Annotated in this window: 10 protein-coding genes; 6 read left to right on the top strand and 4 right to left on the bottom strand. The window is 58.5% G+C overall.

Annotated features, from left to right (window positions below):
- Window positions 1-913: 913 nt before the first annotated feature.
- Both ABNX08_RS13700 and ABNX08_RS13695 read right to left on the bottom strand, forming a co-directional pair.
- Window positions 914-1,651 carry a hypothetical protein gene (locus tag ABNX08_RS13700; RefSeq protein ID WP_349606854.1) on the bottom strand — a complete coding sequence of 246 codons (738 nt, stop codon included), beginning with the start codon at window positions 1,649-1,651 and terminating at the stop codon, window positions 914-916.
- Window positions 1,652-1,858: 207 nt separating this feature from the next.
- Window positions 1,859-3,136 carry a caspase family protein gene (locus ABNX08_RS13695; RefSeq protein WP_349606852.1) on the bottom strand — a complete coding sequence of 426 codons (1,278 nt, stop codon included), beginning with the start codon at window positions 3,134-3,136 and terminating at the stop codon, window positions 1,859-1,861.
- Window positions 3,137-3,989: 853 nt separating this feature from the next.
- On the opposite strand from ABNX08_RS13695, the gene ABNX08_RS13690 reads away from it, so the two are divergent.
- The 5 genes from ABNX08_RS13690 (at window position 3,990) to ltrA (ABNX08_RS13670) (ending at window position 12,834) form a co-directional block, all read left to right on the top strand.
- A complete protein-coding gene (locus tag ABNX08_RS13690) occupies window positions 3,990-5,036 on the top strand; it encodes a metallophosphoesterase (RefSeq protein WP_349606850.1) in 1,047 nt (348 codons plus the stop codon).
- A 598-nt stretch (window positions 5,037-5,634) separates the two neighbouring features.
- A complete protein-coding gene (gene ltrA / locus ABNX08_RS13685; RefSeq protein WP_041681499.1) occupies window positions 5,635-7,110 on the top strand; it encodes a group II intron reverse transcriptase/maturase in 1,476 nt (491 codons plus the stop codon).
- Window positions 7,111-7,542: 432 nt separating this feature from the next.
- On the top strand, window positions 7,543-9,018 hold the full coding sequence (gene ltrA, locus ABNX08_RS13680) for a group II intron reverse transcriptase/maturase (RefSeq protein ID WP_041681499.1): 1,476 nt from the start codon (window positions 7,543-7,545) through the stop codon (window positions 9,016-9,018).
- A gap of 432 nt (window positions 9,019-9,450) precedes the next feature.
- Window positions 9,451-10,926: a group II intron reverse transcriptase/maturase gene (gene ltrA, locus ABNX08_RS13675; protein WP_041681499.1), complete on the top strand. Its 1,476-nt coding sequence runs from the start codon at window positions 9,451-9,453 to the stop codon at window positions 10,924-10,926.
- A gap of 432 nt (window positions 10,927-11,358) precedes the next feature.
- Entirely contained in the window at window positions 11,359-12,834 is a 1,476-nt protein-coding gene (gene ltrA / locus ABNX08_RS13670) for a group II intron reverse transcriptase/maturase (RefSeq protein ID WP_041681499.1), read from the top strand.
- Window positions 12,835-13,113: 279 nt separating this feature from the next.
- On the opposite strand, the gene ABNX08_RS13665 is transcribed toward ltrA (ABNX08_RS13670), so the two are convergent.
- Together ABNX08_RS13665 and ABNX08_RS13660 are read right to left on the bottom strand one after the other, a co-directional pair.
- Window positions 13,114-13,545 carry a hypothetical protein gene (locus ABNX08_RS13665; protein ID WP_349604932.1) on the bottom strand — a complete coding sequence of 144 codons (432 nt, stop codon included), beginning with the start codon at window positions 13,543-13,545 and terminating at the stop codon, window positions 13,114-13,116.
- 1,267 nt (window positions 13,546-14,812) lie between these two features.
- Window positions 14,813-16,054 carry an IS4 family transposase gene (locus tag ABNX08_RS13660; RefSeq protein WP_051370080.1) on the bottom strand — a complete coding sequence of 414 codons (1,242 nt, stop codon included), beginning with the start codon at window positions 16,052-16,054 and terminating at the stop codon, window positions 14,813-14,815.
- Between ABNX08_RS13660 and ABNX08_RS13655 the strand changes: the two genes are divergently transcribed.
- Complete coding sequence (locus tag ABNX08_RS13655; protein WP_374063609.1) at window positions 16,053-16,241, top strand: hypothetical protein; 189 nt, start codon at window positions 16,053-16,055, stop codon at window positions 16,239-16,241. The genes ABNX08_RS13660 and ABNX08_RS13655 overlap by 2 nt on opposite strands.
- Window positions 16,242-17,010 lie beyond the last annotated feature (769 nt).

Below are 17,010 nucleotides of genomic sequence, written 5' to 3'. Positions count from 1 at the left end.
TGGAACGGAATCGACTTGAGCGCCGATTGTTTCCGGGGACGGACGTGAGACAACCCGAATTGAGCGAATTGCGCCGTTAAGGCTTCCCGGATTCGCGAGGCGTAAGCCTCGGCCCCCGAAGCCCCAACGACGCTGTATTCCAAAGGCTTTGAGAAGGGCCTTTCTAGCCTTAGTTGTTCGCGTCGATTGCAATCGGGTCAAGAACAACAATTCTTCCGGGACCGCGGTACAGCGAAGGCCCAGCCCGAACCGTCGTAGGCAAATTTCGCGGCGATCCGGTGACGCTTGGAAATCCCCGAAGCCGGCGCTGATCGTAGCATGTCCTTATCTGTTTCGTCGTATGCATTGCATCACCGAAAATTTATCATAGCCCGTGCCAATGAATTTTGGGGTGGCCTGCACTACATTGGCGGCTAGGGGCGACTGGATCTTTGATTAAAGACATCTAACTCTGAACAGAACTACAGTTGGCAAGGACGGGCTGCGTCTATTGCGACCAGGCATGGTTGAAATTACGGTAAATTCCGCTGATGTCCATAGAAAAGCCAATGGCATGTCTGAACTCGTGTGTCAGCACGTATAACTTCCAGTTCGCCTGCTTTCGGAATCGCAGGATCCGCGGAAAAATCCCGGTATAAAGGTAGGTCAGAGAACGCCACGACCGCAGCGACGTCAGTGTTCATCCAGACAACTAAATCACCAACGTACTCTTGATTGACGCCCTCCTTGACATACATCCCAACGTCACTGCGTTGTGCGTTGAGAGCGTCGCACCGACGCATAATTATAGCTTGACCTTATTCCAAGGCCAGCTTCTCTGGAGAACTCCCCTCGCAGCTTCCAATGGAGTTTTTTCCAGTAGTCAGATCTCCGGCTCTTTTGAGGCAACATCAATGTGTTTGAACCGATAGCGCTACTTAGACCTAATGAACAGGGGGGTATTGTCTGGCGGGGGTACTGGTGGGGCGGCCCCAGTTCCAGCAGGGCGCGGCACTGGCAACCATTGCGCTACAATGCAGACATTTTGAGGCACTGCAAACGTATCCTGGTAATGGAATCCATTACTGCTGTTATAGGATGCAGACGGCTTGATCGATACAACCTTGAGTGCTAAATCCGTCCCGAAGCTGTCCGAGATATCGCGGTCGAAGTCGTACTTGACTGAGCGTGCAACGATCGCACGCCGAACAAGATAGTACCGCTGGCTAGGATCAAGGTCTGTCCGGGAATAGAATTTGCTGATTATCGTGCTCACCTTATCATCGACGGTATTTAATTCTTCTGCTCCAGAGAATGATTGCTCAACAACATACTTGCTAGCAGCTTTTCCATCTACGGATAGTGGCATGCCAATCATTCGGGCCACGATATCGGCACTGATGGTGGTAGTTTTCCCCGCCTTAGTTGCAGCGAACGGCGCACGCTCGACGGCGGCCTCCGTCGTAGAATCTACAACTGTGAACTTGGTACCATCTTGGGTAACCCTGAATATCACACCTGGCCCGTCGAATGCTGATGGCGTCGCTAAGCAGTTCCATCCGGGGCCAAGATTGGAGTCGACGACGTGAGTCGTTGCTTTCGGCAGGCATCCCGATATCGCTGCAGTCGCAATTACCAACCATGAAACCTGAGCCCGCATTGACGTTGACATGCTCAACTCCCTTTATGGTTGAGACAAACTTCCTAGAGGAACTTTCGTGAGCACTTTCTAAGTGATGCTCCGACTGGCTTGAGCCACTAACGTTCGAAAAATTGCCAATCAGTTTGCCATCTCGGGATCATCTGCCTCAAAGTTATTTGGAGATTTTATCTGGCAATACGCATTCTGCGTTTTTAGCCGTACACCAGTTGACTCATTCTATTCGTGAAAGATGGCAGCACGCTCGTCAGCCACACCTCGCTGAGTAACCTCGAGAATGGAATATTGCTGGAGTTCGTGTGCCACGACTGAAGTCGTGCCGCCGTCGGGGCCGCCTTGGAGCGTAGCGGACCGTTTTCCGTCGGGAAAAAGCCTGTTCCATACCCAATCATAGCTCTGACATTGTCCGCTCTTTGCGAATCGCATCGAAACATGGAACAGCTTTTCCTTCTTGAAGAAGAAGACGAAATAGCTGCCTGGTGCGATACAGTTGTCACCTAATCCTTCGGGCAATATGGAAGATACCAAAAACGGCAGGCTAGTTACTGGAACCCAAAAATAGCGTACATCGTCGGATCCAAATTCCCCAGCTCTTGGTAGTCCATCATAGCGAGGCAGGGAGAACGGAGCATCAAGAGATTTGTTAACATCTCTGTAGTCTTGTCCAAAACTGAATTTCCGTGTTGCGGTGTGAACGCCTTTTGCGAAAATGCTCGTTAGGCGATCAATCGAACTTTGTCGCGGATCAGAAGCGGTGAACTCGCTACGCCCGGTCACGCTGACAAAGTAGAACGCGCCTCGAATCGGCGATGCCGACAGCCATGGGTACTGACGCTGTTGGGTGGCGTCGATGACTTCAATGCTTGCAGCGTTGAATACTTCGTAGATGTCCCGCCCTGCAACGCCAATGTTGCGGTTGATTGCTTTAGCGAATGGCCCATTATTTCCAATGCCATCCACCGCCACGTTTCCCGGTTGGGTGGCGAACCAAATAAAAGTACCTTCTCTCGCTGACATTTTTGGTAGGCGCGTGGCCATGTCCGCGAGGCCACTACCTGTCAGGGAAAGCCCGCGCGTTGCAAAGGGATTATTCCTGCAAGCATCAAGAATCAGAAGTTTTACTCTGGTGTGGGGAATGTCCAAAATGGAAAGCACATCGGTGGCGCTAAGCATCTGCCGCTGAACGTCATCAGGGCTATGGGGATTCGCGTCAACTGGGACTAGGTAATTCTCGCCATTGATTTGGATTCCGTGCCCTGCATAATAAATTACAACTACGTCTGCGTTTGAGGCATCCGATGAAAGTTGAGCTAAGCTTTGGCGAAGTGAATCGAGTGTGAGATCATGTCTCACGCCGCCGCCCGTTAGCCTAAATCCCATGCGAAGTAGTGCCGCACCAACGAGGTCGGCATCATTTTTAGGATTCGACAGGGGGCCAATAGTTTGATAATCAGAATTACCAATGACAAGAGCCACCATTTTAGGTGACTGGCCCAACACCGGTCCAGCTAGTAGGAAAGAGACTAATGCAGAAGTGATAAGACTTGGCAGCTTAGAGACCTGATGGATAAAAGGGTTTCGTAGGCGTGTGTGCGCAACTCTAAACCTAGTCGACGCACTATATTGAAGCTGATTCCAGAGAAGATCATCCAAACAATTAAGGAGTAAACTGAAGAAAGATTTTGGACAGACGGACATTATCCACTCCGCGATTTTTGTTTGGTCTTGTCGAGATGGACGTTCCATCGTCAGATTAGCCCGTTCCGAACACTCGGTGTGCCAGAACAAACTGAACGCAAATCTCGTCACGCAGTAGAAGTGGCGAATGAGTTGCTCAGTACAGTGGTGAGTCAATCGATTTATAGCATATCGGTGAGCTGCACCAACGGGCATTATTAGCGACGGGCAACTTTCTTATGCGGGCTAGCGCACAGATTTTGTGTAAGCGTGTACCGAAGGCCGTCTGTTCACATGGGGATTGCTTAGGCATTCTGATTCCCACCAGATCTGGTGGGAATCAGAACAACGGAAGCAGGTGCACGCGGGCGACGGCCGGGTTCGAAGAACTACTCCAGAGAGTTTGGGGGATGGTTGTCTCCGAGGCAAACGATCCAGAGCGCTCGATCGCGGAAATCGCCAAGGAGCCGGGGCTAAACGCGAACCTGCGAACTGCAGCTTGCCAAGCCCATATTATCGCAGTGCGATGCTTCAGTTATTGCGCTACCGCATGCGATTTATCTTGGTCTCGTATAGACTGGTCGAATCAAGTTCGCGTGCGGACACGATCTTCCGTTGGGAGGCACCTGGTCTTGCAATGAGCGCGAAATTCCCGCCACTGCGGAGGGACGCAATGAAGAGGCTAATGATATGTGCCGCATTGCTTGGCGCCGGGGTCACCACGCTTCCGCCGGTGACGGCCCTCGGCCAAAGTGATAGCCGAGCTATCACGATTGCCGTATTGGGGGATTGGCCGTACAACAAAAACCTGCTCGACAACGCGCCGCTGCTCATCAACTCTATCAATTCGGACCCGACCGTCAGCTTGGTGATTCACCTCGGCGACATTCATTCCGGGAGAGAACTATGCGCGAGTTCTAAACCTGAATGGAATCAGCGCGTCTACAACGTTTTCCAGAAATTCAAAGCGGCCTTTATCTATACACCAGGAGATAACGAATGGGCAGACTGCCACAAAGTAGGAAGCGACCCTTTGAAGGAACTTGGCTTGCTACGAGGCCTTTTCTTTGTCCGCCCAGGACATAGTCTAGGGATGACGGATAAGGTTGTGACTAGCCAAGGGATAGTGACGGAACCTGGCCATCCCGAAGATAATAAATATGTCGAAAACGTGACATGGGAAGATTCGCGTATGGTGTTTGTTACGCTCAATGTGCCTGGATCCAATAACAACACATTGCCTTGGACGGGGCAATTCACGAACCCGACTACCCAAGCGCAGGAAGTGGCGCAGCGAAATGAGGCCAACCAACGTTGGTTACTCAAGGCGTTTAGGCGCGCAGAAAGCATCCATGCGCATGGCATTGTGATTGCGCAGCAGGCGGACATGTGGGATTCCGCCGCAGTTGGTGGGCTCAGCGGCTATACGTCATATGTTCGAGAACTGGCCGAACTTTCCATCCGCTTCCAGCGCCCTGTGGTGCTACTGAACGGAGACTCACATGTGTATGGCGCTGACCGTCCGCTCGCGGATCCAGCGAGTGCTACGGGGAAGATTCACGGCACGCGGGCCGTACCGAATCTTACGCGCATCACGGTACAAGGCGCGATCAATGCTCCCGCCGAATGGTTGCGCCTAACCCTCGACCCGCACCTTCCAGACTTTGTCCGGTGGAAAAATGTACCATACTGTAAAGACCCCTCGGGTGCGTGCCAGTGATTAAGGTCGTGGAAATATTTCGTAACCGGAATAGCGCTAAAGTAAGGCACCTGGAACGTCAACTACGAAGGCAGAAGGCGGGGAGGCATCCACCGACGCGACTCAGCACTCATTATTGAAAATATCGTGCCTCTCTACTGCTCCCAGCGGAAGTATCCAAACTGCAAAAGACGTCGCCTAATTTTCTCCTCCCCGCGAGTAGGTTTGGGGTGGCGGTCGGCGTTAGGCACAAGTTCTGAGTGCGCCGGGAGACCGGTAAGGAGTAGGTGGTGAAAGTCCACTGCGATGAAGGAATAGCGAACCACATCGGCCCCGAGCCGTGCGCAGGCCACCGTGAGGTGGTCAGCGAAGCGTCGGTAGGGGAACGTGCGGGCCAGCCATCGAGCCGCGATAGTTGTGTTGTTCCGGGTGCCGACGCGGTTCAGAACGCGGAAGGCAACATGAAGGGGCGCGTGAACGCGAGTGCCTCGACGACCCGGCGTGGTCCAAGACCCTGGCACGCACGGACGCTCTTTGCGCGGGAACCGGGAGATCTCTCGTCTGGCCAGTCGCAGCATGGCCTGGTCCGCATCGGGAAGGCGAGGAGCCGTAGCCGATGATGAACGGACGGGAGAAGTCAGACTCCGCCGTACTAGCGAGGAAGCCTGCGAACAATGCCGGGAAATCGGCTGCGGAGTGGGTGGAGCGAAGGGCGGGGACCAAGGGGAACATGGGTCAGTCCAACACGTGCCGGGCGCAGAACCGGGCAAGCGTGCCACAGGGGCTGGAACGTGTACGGCGAGCTGCAAGGCAGCGGAAGAAGGAGCGGTTCACTGCGTTGCTGCATCACGTCACTGCCGACCGGCTTCGGGAGTCGTTTTATGCGCTCAAACGCAACGCGGCTCCGGGAGTGGATGGCATGACGTGGAGGTACTACGAGGCAGGACTGGAGGAGCATCTCCAGCGTCTGCACACGCAAGTACTCAGCGGAGCGTATCGGGCGCTACCCGTTCGGCGGCAGTACATACCAAAGCCGGACGGCAAACAGCGTCCATTGGGGATTGCCGCACTGGAAGACAAAATCGTCCAGCGCGCGGTGGTTGGAGTGCTAAATGCGATCTACGAGGAAGACTTCCTCGGTTTCTCGTACGGGTTCCGACCCGGACGCAGTCAGCATGATGCGTTGGACGCGTTGGCAACGGCCATCATCCGCACCCCGGTGAACTGGATCCTAGACGCCGACATCCGGAGCTTCTTCGACTCGGTCAGTCAGGACTGGCTGGTTCGGTTCATGGAGCATCGGATCGGCGACGAGCGCGTCATTCGCCTTGTGCGGAAATGGCTCAAGGCGGGCGTTCTGGAGAATGGGGAACTGAGCGTCAGTGAAACCGGTACACCGCAGGGTTCGGTGGCTTCGCCACTGTTCGCGAACGTGTATATGCACTACGTGTTTGATCTCTGGGCCAACCGGTGGCGACGGCGGGAAGCTAAAGGCAACGTCATCATTCTGCGGTACGCGGATGATGTTGTGGTTGGCTTCGAGCACGAAGCTGACGCGCGGCGCTTCTGGGACGCGATGCGACAGAGGCTGGAGGAGTTCTCGCTTGCGCTTCACCCGGACAAGACGAGGCTACTGGAGTTTGGCCGCAACGCAGCGGCCAACCGCCAGAGTCGAGGCCTTGGCCGGCCGGAGACCTTCGCCTTCCTGGGCTTCATCTTTATCTGCGGACGATCGCGTCGCGGTGCCTTCCAGTTGCAGAGGAAGACTCGCGGTGATCGCATGCGGGCGAAGCTCAGGCAGATCAAGGAGGACCTGCGACGGCGCATGCACGACCCGATTCCTGCGCAAGGAAAATGGCTTGGGCAGGTGGTGCGCGGATACTTCGCGTACCACGCGGTACCAACGAACTCGCGAGCGCTCAGCGCGTTCCGTTACCACGTTGTTGACCTCTGGCGGCGTGCGCTCAGGCGCCGCAGCCAAAAGGATCATATGACGTGGACGCGGGTCGAGCGGATCGCGGATGCCTGGCTCCCGCAGCCTCGAATCCTTCATCCATGGCCGGACCGGCGCTTTGCCGTCAAACACCCGAGGTAGGAGCCGTATGCCCGAATCGGGCTCGTACGGATCTGTGCGGGGGGTGCTCAGTAATGGGCATTCCTACCGCGATGTGCGCCGGGAGACCGGTAAGGAGTAGGTGGTGAAAGTCCACTGCGATGAAGGAATAGCGAACCACATCGGCCCCGAGCCGTGCGCAGGCCACCGTGAGGTGGTCAGCGAAGCGTCGGTAGGGGAACGTGCGGGCCAGCCATCGAGCCGCGATAGTTGTGTTGTTCCGGGTGCCGACGCGGTTCAGAACGCGGAAGGCAACATGAAGGGGCGCGTGAACGCGAGTGCCTCGACGACCCGGCGTGGTCCAAGACCCTGGCACGCACGGACGCTCTTTGCGCGGGAACCGGGAGATCTCTCGTCTGGCCAGTCGCAGCATGGCCTGGTCCGCATCGGGAAGGCGAGGAGCCGTAGCCGATGATGAACGGACGGGAGAAGTCAGACTCCGCCGTACTAGCGAGGAAGCCTGCGAACAATGCCGGGAAATCGGCTGCGGAGTGGGTGGAGCGAAGGGCGGGGACCAAGGGGAACATGGGTCAGTCCAACACGTGCCGGGCGCAGAACCGGGCAAGCGTGCCACAGGGGCTGGAACGTGTACGGCGAGCTGCAAGGCAGCGGAAGAAGGAGCGGTTCACTGCGTTGCTGCATCACGTCACTGCCGACCGGCTTCGGGAGTCGTTTTATGCGCTCAAACGCAACGCGGCTCCGGGAGTGGATGGCATGACGTGGAGGTACTACGAGGCAGGACTGGAGGAGCATCTCCAGCGTCTGCACACGCAAGTACTCAGCGGAGCGTATCGGGCGCTACCCGTTCGGCGGCAGTACATACCAAAGCCGGACGGCAAACAGCGTCCATTGGGGATTGCCGCACTGGAAGACAAAATCGTCCAGCGCGCGGTGGTTGGAGTGCTAAATGCGATCTACGAGGAAGACTTCCTCGGTTTCTCGTACGGGTTCCGACCCGGACGCAGTCAGCATGATGCGTTGGACGCGTTGGCAACGGCCATCATCCGCACCCCGGTGAACTGGATCCTAGACGCCGACATCCGGAGCTTCTTCGACTCGGTCAGTCAGGACTGGCTGGTTCGGTTCATGGAGCATCGGATCGGCGACGAGCGCGTCATTCGCCTTGTGCGGAAATGGCTCAAGGCGGGCGTTCTGGAGAATGGGGAACTGAGCGTCAGTGAAACCGGTACACCGCAGGGTTCGGTGGCTTCGCCACTGTTCGCGAACGTGTATATGCACTACGTGTTTGATCTCTGGGCCAACCGGTGGCGACGGCGGGAAGCTAAAGGCAACGTCATCATTCTGCGGTACGCGGATGATGTTGTGGTTGGCTTCGAGCACGAAGCTGACGCGCGGCGCTTCTGGGACGCGATGCGACAGAGGCTGGAGGAGTTCTCGCTTGCGCTTCACCCGGACAAGACGAGGCTACTGGAGTTTGGCCGCAACGCAGCGGCCAACCGCCAGAGTCGAGGCCTTGGCCGGCCGGAGACCTTCGCCTTCCTGGGCTTCATCTTTATCTGCGGACGATCGCGTCGCGGTGCCTTCCAGTTGCAGAGGAAGACTCGCGGTGATCGCATGCGGGCGAAGCTCAGGCAGATCAAGGAGGACCTGCGACGGCGCATGCACGACCCGATTCCTGCGCAAGGAAAATGGCTTGGGCAGGTGGTGCGCGGATACTTCGCGTACCACGCGGTACCAACGAACTCGCGAGCGCTCAGCGCGTTCCGTTACCACGTTGTTGACCTCTGGCGGCGTGCGCTCAGGCGCCGCAGCCAAAAGGATCATATGACGTGGACGCGGGTCGAGCGGATCGCGGATGCCTGGCTCCCGCAGCCTCGAATCCTTCATCCATGGCCGGACCGGCGCTTTGCCGTCAAACACCCGAGGTAGGAGCCGTATGCCCGAATCGGGCTCGTACGGATCTGTGCGGGGGGTGCTCAGTAATGGGCATTCCTACCGCGATGTGCGCCGGGAGACCGGTAAGGAGTAGGTGGTGAAAGTCCACTGCGATGAAGGAATAGCGAACCACATCGGCCCCGAGCCGTGCGCAGGCCACCGTGAGGTGGTCAGCGAAGCGTCGGTAGGGGAACGTGCGGGCCAGCCATCGAGCCGCGATAGTTGTGTTGTTCCGGGTGCCGACGCGGTTCAGAACGCGGAAGGCAACATGAAGGGGCGCGTGAACGCGAGTGCCTCGACGACCCGGCGTGGTCCAAGACCCTGGCACGCACGGACGCTCTTTGCGCGGGAACCGGGAGATCTCTCGTCTGGCCAGTCGCAGCATGGCCTGGTCCGCATCGGGAAGGCGAGGAGCCGTAGCCGATGATGAACGGACGGGAGAAGTCAGACTCCGCCGTACTAGCGAGGAAGCCTGCGAACAATGCCGGGAAATCGGCTGCGGAGTGGGTGGAGCGAAGGGCGGGGACCAAGGGGAACATGGGTCAGTCCAACACGTGCCGGGCGCAGAACCGGGCAAGCGTGCCACAGGGGCTGGAACGTGTACGGCGAGCTGCAAGGCAGCGGAAGAAGGAGCGGTTCACTGCGTTGCTGCATCACGTCACTGCCGACCGGCTTCGGGAGTCGTTTTATGCGCTCAAACGCAACGCGGCTCCGGGAGTGGATGGCATGACGTGGAGGTACTACGAGGCAGGACTGGAGGAGCATCTCCAGCGTCTGCACACGCAAGTACTCAGCGGAGCGTATCGGGCGCTACCCGTTCGGCGGCAGTACATACCAAAGCCGGACGGCAAACAGCGTCCATTGGGGATTGCCGCACTGGAAGACAAAATCGTCCAGCGCGCGGTGGTTGGAGTGCTAAATGCGATCTACGAGGAAGACTTCCTCGGTTTCTCGTACGGGTTCCGACCCGGACGCAGTCAGCATGATGCGTTGGACGCGTTGGCAACGGCCATCATCCGCACCCCGGTGAACTGGATCCTAGACGCCGACATCCGGAGCTTCTTCGACTCGGTCAGTCAGGACTGGCTGGTTCGGTTCATGGAGCATCGGATCGGCGACGAGCGCGTCATTCGCCTTGTGCGGAAATGGCTCAAGGCGGGCGTTCTGGAGAATGGGGAACTGAGCGTCAGTGAAACCGGTACACCGCAGGGTTCGGTGGCTTCGCCACTGTTCGCGAACGTGTATATGCACTACGTGTTTGATCTCTGGGCCAACCGGTGGCGACGGCGGGAAGCTAAAGGCAACGTCATCATTCTGCGGTACGCGGATGATGTTGTGGTTGGCTTCGAGCACGAAGCTGACGCGCGGCGCTTCTGGGACGCGATGCGACAGAGGCTGGAGGAGTTCTCGCTTGCGCTTCACCCGGACAAGACGAGGCTACTGGAGTTTGGCCGCAACGCAGCGGCCAACCGCCAGAGTCGAGGCCTTGGCCGGCCGGAGACCTTCGCCTTCCTGGGCTTCATCTTTATCTGCGGACGATCGCGTCGCGGTGCCTTCCAGTTGCAGAGGAAGACTCGCGGTGATCGCATGCGGGCGAAGCTCAGGCAGATCAAGGAGGACCTGCGACGGCGCATGCACGACCCGATTCCTGCGCAAGGAAAATGGCTTGGGCAGGTGGTGCGCGGATACTTCGCGTACCACGCGGTACCAACGAACTCGCGAGCGCTCAGCGCGTTCCGTTACCACGTTGTTGACCTCTGGCGGCGTGCGCTCAGGCGCCGCAGCCAAAAGGATCATATGACGTGGACGCGGGTCGAGCGGATCGCGGATGCCTGGCTCCCGCAGCCTCGAATCCTTCATCCATGGCCGGACCGGCGCTTTGCCGTCAAACACCCGAGGTAGGAGCCGTATGCCCGAATCGGGCTCGTACGGATCTGTGCGGGGGGTGCTCAGTAATGGGCATTCCTACCGCGATGTGCGCCGGGAGACCGGTAAGGAGTAGGTGGTGAAAGTCCACTGCGATGAAGGAATAGCGAACCACATCGGCCCCGAGCCGTGCGCAGGCCACCGTGAGGTGGTCAGCGAAGCGTCGGTAGGGGAACGTGCGGGCCAGCCATCGAGCCGCGATAGTTGTGTTGTTCCGGGTGCCGACGCGGTTCAGAACGCGGAAGGCAACATGAAGGGGCGCGTGAACGCGAGTGCCTCGACGACCCGGCGTGGTCCAAGACCCTGGCACGCACGGACGCTCTTTGCGCGGGAACCGGGAGATCTCTCGTCTGGCCAGTCGCAGCATGGCCTGGTCCGCATCGGGAAGGCGAGGAGCCGTAGCCGATGATGAACGGACGGGAGAAGTCAGACTCCGCCGTACTAGCGAGGAAGCCTGCGAACAATGCCGGGAAATCGGCTGCGGAGTGGGTGGAGCGAAGGGCGGGGACCAAGGGGAACATGGGTCAGTCCAACACGTGCCGGGCGCAGAACCGGGCAAGCGTGCCACAGGGGCTGGAACGTGTACGGCGAGCTGCAAGGCAGCGGAAGAAGGAGCGGTTCACTGCGTTGCTGCATCACGTCACTGCCGACCGGCTTCGGGAGTCGTTTTATGCGCTCAAACGCAACGCGGCTCCGGGAGTGGATGGCATGACGTGGAGGTACTACGAGGCAGGACTGGAGGAGCATCTCCAGCGTCTGCACACGCAAGTACTCAGCGGAGCGTATCGGGCGCTACCCGTTCGGCGGCAGTACATACCAAAGCCGGACGGCAAACAGCGTCCATTGGGGATTGCCGCACTGGAAGACAAAATCGTCCAGCGCGCGGTGGTTGGAGTGCTAAATGCGATCTACGAGGAAGACTTCCTCGGTTTCTCGTACGGGTTCCGACCCGGACGCAGTCAGCATGATGCGTTGGACGCGTTGGCAACGGCCATCATCCGCACCCCGGTGAACTGGATCCTAGACGCCGACATCCGGAGCTTCTTCGACTCGGTCAGTCAGGACTGGCTGGTTCGGTTCATGGAGCATCGGATCGGCGACGAGCGCGTCATTCGCCTTGTGCGGAAATGGCTCAAGGCGGGCGTTCTGGAGAATGGGGAACTGAGCGTCAGTGAAACCGGTACACCGCAGGGTTCGGTGGCTTCGCCACTGTTCGCGAACGTGTATATGCACTACGTGTTTGATCTCTGGGCCAACCGGTGGCGACGGCGGGAAGCTAAAGGCAACGTCATCATTCTGCGGTACGCGGATGATGTTGTGGTTGGCTTCGAGCACGAAGCTGACGCGCGGCGCTTCTGGGACGCGATGCGACAGAGGCTGGAGGAGTTCTCGCTTGCGCTTCACCCGGACAAGACGAGGCTACTGGAGTTTGGCCGCAACGCAGCGGCCAACCGCCAGAGTCGAGGCCTTGGCCGGCCGGAGACCTTCGCCTTCCTGGGCTTCATCTTTATCTGCGGACGATCGCGTCGCGGTGCCTTCCAGTTGCAGAGGAAGACTCGCGGTGATCGCATGCGGGCGAAGCTCAGGCAGATCAAGGAGGACCTGCGACGGCGCATGCACGACCCGATTCCTGCGCAAGGAAAATGGCTTGGGCAGGTGGTGCGCGGATACTTCGCGTACCACGCGGTACCAACGAACTCGCGAGCGCTCAGCGCGTTCCGTTACCACGTTGTTGACCTCTGGCGGCGTGCGCTCAGGCGCCGCAGCCAAAAGGATCATATGACGTGGACGCGGGTCGAGCGGATCGCGGATGCCTGGCTCCCGCAGCCTCGAATCCTTCATCCATGGCCGGACCGGCGCTTTGCCGTCAAACACCCGAGGTAGGAGCCGTATGCCCGAATCGGGCTCGTACGGATCTGTGCGGGGGGTGCTCAGTAATGGGCATTCCTACCGCGATGTGCGCCGGGAGACCGGTAAGGAGTAGGTGGTGAGTCGTCCGGCCGCTGGTGCCGGCGGTCATAGATGCGAGTCGTGGATATATTGGTGTGCCCCAGCCATGCCTGGACCTGCTGACTCCGCGCCGAACAACATGCTGCACCATAGCGTCGAATTAATTCGTTTGCGGGGAAACAAGGCGTAGGAATGTGGCTATTCGTCAAGTGGCTACGGGGGCCTCGTGCTGAAGGCGACGTTGATAATCAAGGCTGAGCGGTACCGAGGTTTTGTGATCACGAGATGGCAGTAATTAAGCATCCCGCTGGATGCCATCGTAAGAAGCGACTGGAATTCGCTCGGGGAAAGGTCTAAGCCGCCTTGTAGAACTGGCTTGATTGCAATGATCGCTCCAATCGATGGCATCTTGGCCTGACCGATGGCCGGCTTTGGAGCGACATAGGCCATGAGGGAAAAGGCCAAAGTCCCTGCTACGGGCTCGGTGAGTTCGCCTTGGATGTCGATGGTGAGCATGGTCACTCGCTCTGGTGGCAACGACCGGGGCTTGTCGGCCCGAACACTGAGGCTGGCGCGAAATTGTTTGATTTCACCAGAACGCTGTAGCAATTCGACGTTCCTTGTGTTTGGACGCTGGCGTGACATGGTCGGCCCTCCGTGTCGTTGGAGCTCCCGCTTCCAGTGCGGCGGAAGCGGTGCTTTCGGTGAAGTACTGCTTTGGCTACCGGTCTGCGCAAAGGTCATCAAAAGTTGCGAGCCGTGGTCGTGGGCTGCGTCCCGATCCGTGAGCAACGTGTGGTCGAGGATTGGACAACAGACGGAAATAGAGGTATTGCGAAATACACTGCTGACTTGGGTTGCCGGGCGATATTGATTCAGACGTGTCTAGTCTGTCTAGATTTCGGAGCCTGACGTCGCCCAACTCTGGGCGGGGAAACTGAGCCCCTCCGGCAGGGAGGGAATTTCCGAGCAAGTGGTAACGGCATCAGTCGGTGGGGAGGGCAGGCTGACGATTGCGATCGGGACCAAACCCATTCTGGTAACGAACAAGACGCTGGCCACCGAGTTTGCGTGGCCTGATCGGCCCCCACCGCTTGCTGAGGTTCTGATTGCGCGGGCGAGATGGCCGGCAAACTCTCGAACAACTGGGCAACGGGCACCGTCGGTCTTGATCAGTAGGCGGGCCCGACGGGGGCATCGTGGTGGCCGCACTCTTGATAACAGCTTTTATCAAGAGTGGGAAGGCAGGGGCACCCGCGGGAGGCGGGCAGCGCCGGACGCTGAGGAGGATCAAGCGGACGCGATCGGGCGCAGGCGGTCAGCCGGGAATGGCCTGGCAGAGCGCGAAGACGGTGTTCGGGCACGTGGCAGGGCGGCGCGGCTCATAAGCCCGGCGCGCAAGTCGCGTGAGCGCTGCGGCAGGGTGGAGCGCATCGCGTTCTGGCTGCGTGGGTGCTGGGGTGGTTGGCAAACGCGCGGCCGCCATGCCCGTCGCAGCGACTGGATCCACGCCGGGGTTCGGTCGCCACCTGGATCGCAGACCGGCAGGACGTCCCGTAGCTCGCCGTCGCCACCGGCGCATCGGCTTGCGCATTGCGAAAAAGGGGGGAGTTGCTGGGCCCGGGCCTTGCGCCCAAACAAGGGGGCTGCCGCCGGCGCAGTCCCTTTGGCAACCCGAACGGGCAGAGATCTGGATCTACCCGTCGCGTTTCAGCATTGGCTCAAACTAATTGAAGTCCCTTGATTCGTTCCATTTTCGGTTCGTTAATGCCCTATTGCTATTAGGGCGGCCAATGCCTGCGGCTTCCTTGCATCGATTTCGCTTGTCGATTTAATTGACGCGAGGTGAGCGATTATAAGCGGGACTGGTGTCAAGGGGGGCGGGTGATCAATCCACCCAAGATAAGCAGCATCAACAAGCCTTATAAGCGGCATGTCGATGAGGCTTGTGGCGTGGTGGACGGGGCTTGGCGCGATCTGGTCGCACGCGCTGGAGACGTGTTGCGATCAAGGTCAAGGTCTCGTTCAGGGCAGCCTTGGCCCAGCGCAGGCCGAGCAGCAGTGCAGGCAGGACACGTTTAAGGGCGGTGATGGCGTAGGCACGGTTGATCCGATGATCCGAGTCAATGTCATGTTCCTGCGCGGCCGCAAGACAGCACAGGGCGTGCAGGTTATCGCACAGGACTTTGGCTCCGAAGTCCTGCCTGGCGGCCAACTGTGAGAGGCCGGACAGGTGTTCGAGTGCCATGCGGTGTTTGAGGCGTTTGAAGGCCTCCTCGAGACGCCAGCGCTGGTGATAGAGATCGCGGAAGGTGGCAGCCGGATGGCGGTGCCTGTCGAGCAGATTGGTGATGAGCACGCGAACCTTGGCGGCTGGCGAGATCTGCCGGATGAGCCGGACGGTCTGCGGGACGGACGCACATTCATAGTCGCGCGCGTCATTGCGGGCTGGAGCCGGGAGCGTGACGACGGTCTCGGCGCGGCCGGAGCGGACGAAGTCCCGCAGGGCAGCAAAGCCGCTACCGTCGGCGCGCATGCAGAAAGGGATGTTTCGTTGGTTGAGTACGGCTACCAGCCAGCGGGCCGGGTAGCCGCGGTCGAGCAACAGCAAGTCGTCGGATTGCAGGCGGTCCAGATGCTCGAACAGGATCTGGCGTTCGTTCTCGAGCACGCTGTGCAGTGAGGCGGCGAGCATCATCTCGGCCCCGGGGAGGTACAGGCCGAAAGCGAGTTGATCACGGGTGGCGGCTCGAGGCAGATGGCTGTGGCGGATGGCAAAACGCAGGTGCGAGGCGTCGGCTGCGACCAGCCGAAAGCCATGCCAGCGCGGCAAATGGTTGGACACCTGCTGAAGCAGCCAGTCATTGAGGTGAGCAAAGACATCGCCGCTGAGTTTGCTGCGAGCCTGGGCGAAGGCTTGTTCACTGACTCGCCGGCACAAGGTGTTTTGGCGGGCGAGCGCGGCGAAGAATTGATCGAGTTCGGCTTGAACGCCCATGCGCAAGTTGCCAAGCATGAACGCGATCAGTGTGGGCAGGGTGAGCTTGCGCTGACGGGTGAATGCGGCTGGATATTCGGGATGACGGGCAAGATCGTGAAAGACCTTGGTGTGCAGATATTGGGTAAGCGTAGCGAACAGATCGGACAGGGGCATGAGAGCCAAGCGAAGATCGAGAAACGATCCTCTATTGGCCGCCGCCCTGCTTGCGCTAAACAGCCAGCGCAAGCAGGGCGGCGGCCGCTCGAACCTCGTCATCTGTCAAGCGTGCGCGTGGCAAATTGCGATTCTATTTGACGGCTTATCTTGGGTGGATTGGGCGGGTGATGAAGGGCCGTTTTGAGCGCTTTTGGTCGGGTGGGGTAACCGTCATATGTGGTCGCCAAAAAAATCGCTCAGCGGCCCTCTGATGCGGCCTGGTGGTCCTCGATTGCTGGTGGTTCAGGTCAATGCCCTCGCGAGCCGTCGCGGTCGATCTTGAATGTGATGCATCGTGCTCAAATCGCGAGTTTTGTTATGGCCGAAAGCTCTCCCCTCTAGTCGCCGTGCATATTATCGATGCGCTTTCGCTGTGGGATTATGTTATGTATTTCACAGACGCAAGATAATATTATTAAATCGCATTACCGGAAGCTGGTTATTGGGGCTGGTGCCGCGTTGGGATTTGTTGAATTTCTTGGGAGAGTGGGGTTGCCCGCGGGCCGGCCGCGTCGCCTGGGCAGTCGCGGCGCGCGTCGGGGCGGGCAAGGGCCTTTCGCGCAGAGGGCGTCGGTCGGGCGGTAAACAAAGACACAACGTTTTGTTTTTTTGTATAAAACCTTAAAGCTTTAGAACCTTAAACCGTTACCGAGGGTAGATTTTTGTTATGAATCATAGGGTTGGCTCGATTTCATGTGCCAAGCTTAGAGGGGTTGTGTGCCATCGTTAATCGCGATTGTGCCATCGTTAATAGGGTAATGTGCCATCGTTAATGGGCTAATGTGCCATCGTTAATCGAGTCTTGTGCCATCGTTAGTGGTCCGTGGCACATTTCATGAGCGGGGGAATGCTGGGGCCGGTTTGTGGGTAAATCTCTTTATCCATCAATGCTTTGCGAGCGAAAATGGCTGTGG

The organism is Cupriavidus sp. DF5525 (assembly GCF_040149425.2).
Classification (GTDB): Bacteria; Pseudomonadota; Gammaproteobacteria; order Burkholderiales; family Burkholderiaceae; genus Cupriavidus; species Cupriavidus pickettii_A.
This window is presented reverse-complemented; position numbering and strand designations above follow the sequence as displayed.

Excerpts from the sequence above, each read along its gene's own strand:
- ABNX08_RS13690 (WP_349606850.1), top strand. The coding sequence starts at position 3,990 with ATGAAGAGGCTAATGATATGTGCCGCATTGCTTGGCGCCGGGGTCACC.
- ltrA (WP_041681499.1), top strand. The coding sequence starts at position 9,451 with ATGAACGGACGGGAGAAGTCAGACTCCGCCGTACTAGCGAGGAAGCCT.
- ltrA (WP_041681499.1), top strand. The coding sequence starts at position 7,543 with ATGAACGGACGGGAGAAGTCAGACTCCGCCGTACTAGCGAGGAAGCCT.
- ABNX08_RS13655 (WP_374063609.1), top strand. The coding sequence starts at position 16,053 with ATGAGAGCCAAGCGAAGATCGAGAAACGATCCTCTATTGGCCGCCGCC.
- ltrA (WP_041681499.1), top strand. The coding sequence starts at position 11,359 with ATGAACGGACGGGAGAAGTCAGACTCCGCCGTACTAGCGAGGAAGCCT.
- ABNX08_RS13665 (WP_349604932.1), bottom strand. The coding sequence starts at position 13,545 with ATGTCACGCCAGCGTCCAAACACAAGGAACGTCGAATTGCTACAGCGT.
- ABNX08_RS13660 (WP_051370080.1), bottom strand. The coding sequence starts at position 16,054 with ATGCCCCTGTCCGATCTGTTCGCTACGCTTACCCAATATCTGCACACC.
- ltrA (WP_041681499.1), top strand. The coding sequence starts at position 5,635 with ATGAACGGACGGGAGAAGTCAGACTCCGCCGTACTAGCGAGGAAGCCT.
- ABNX08_RS13700 (WP_349606854.1), bottom strand. The coding sequence starts at position 1,651 with ATGTCAACGTCAATGCGGGCTCAGGTTTCATGGTTGGTAATTGCGACT.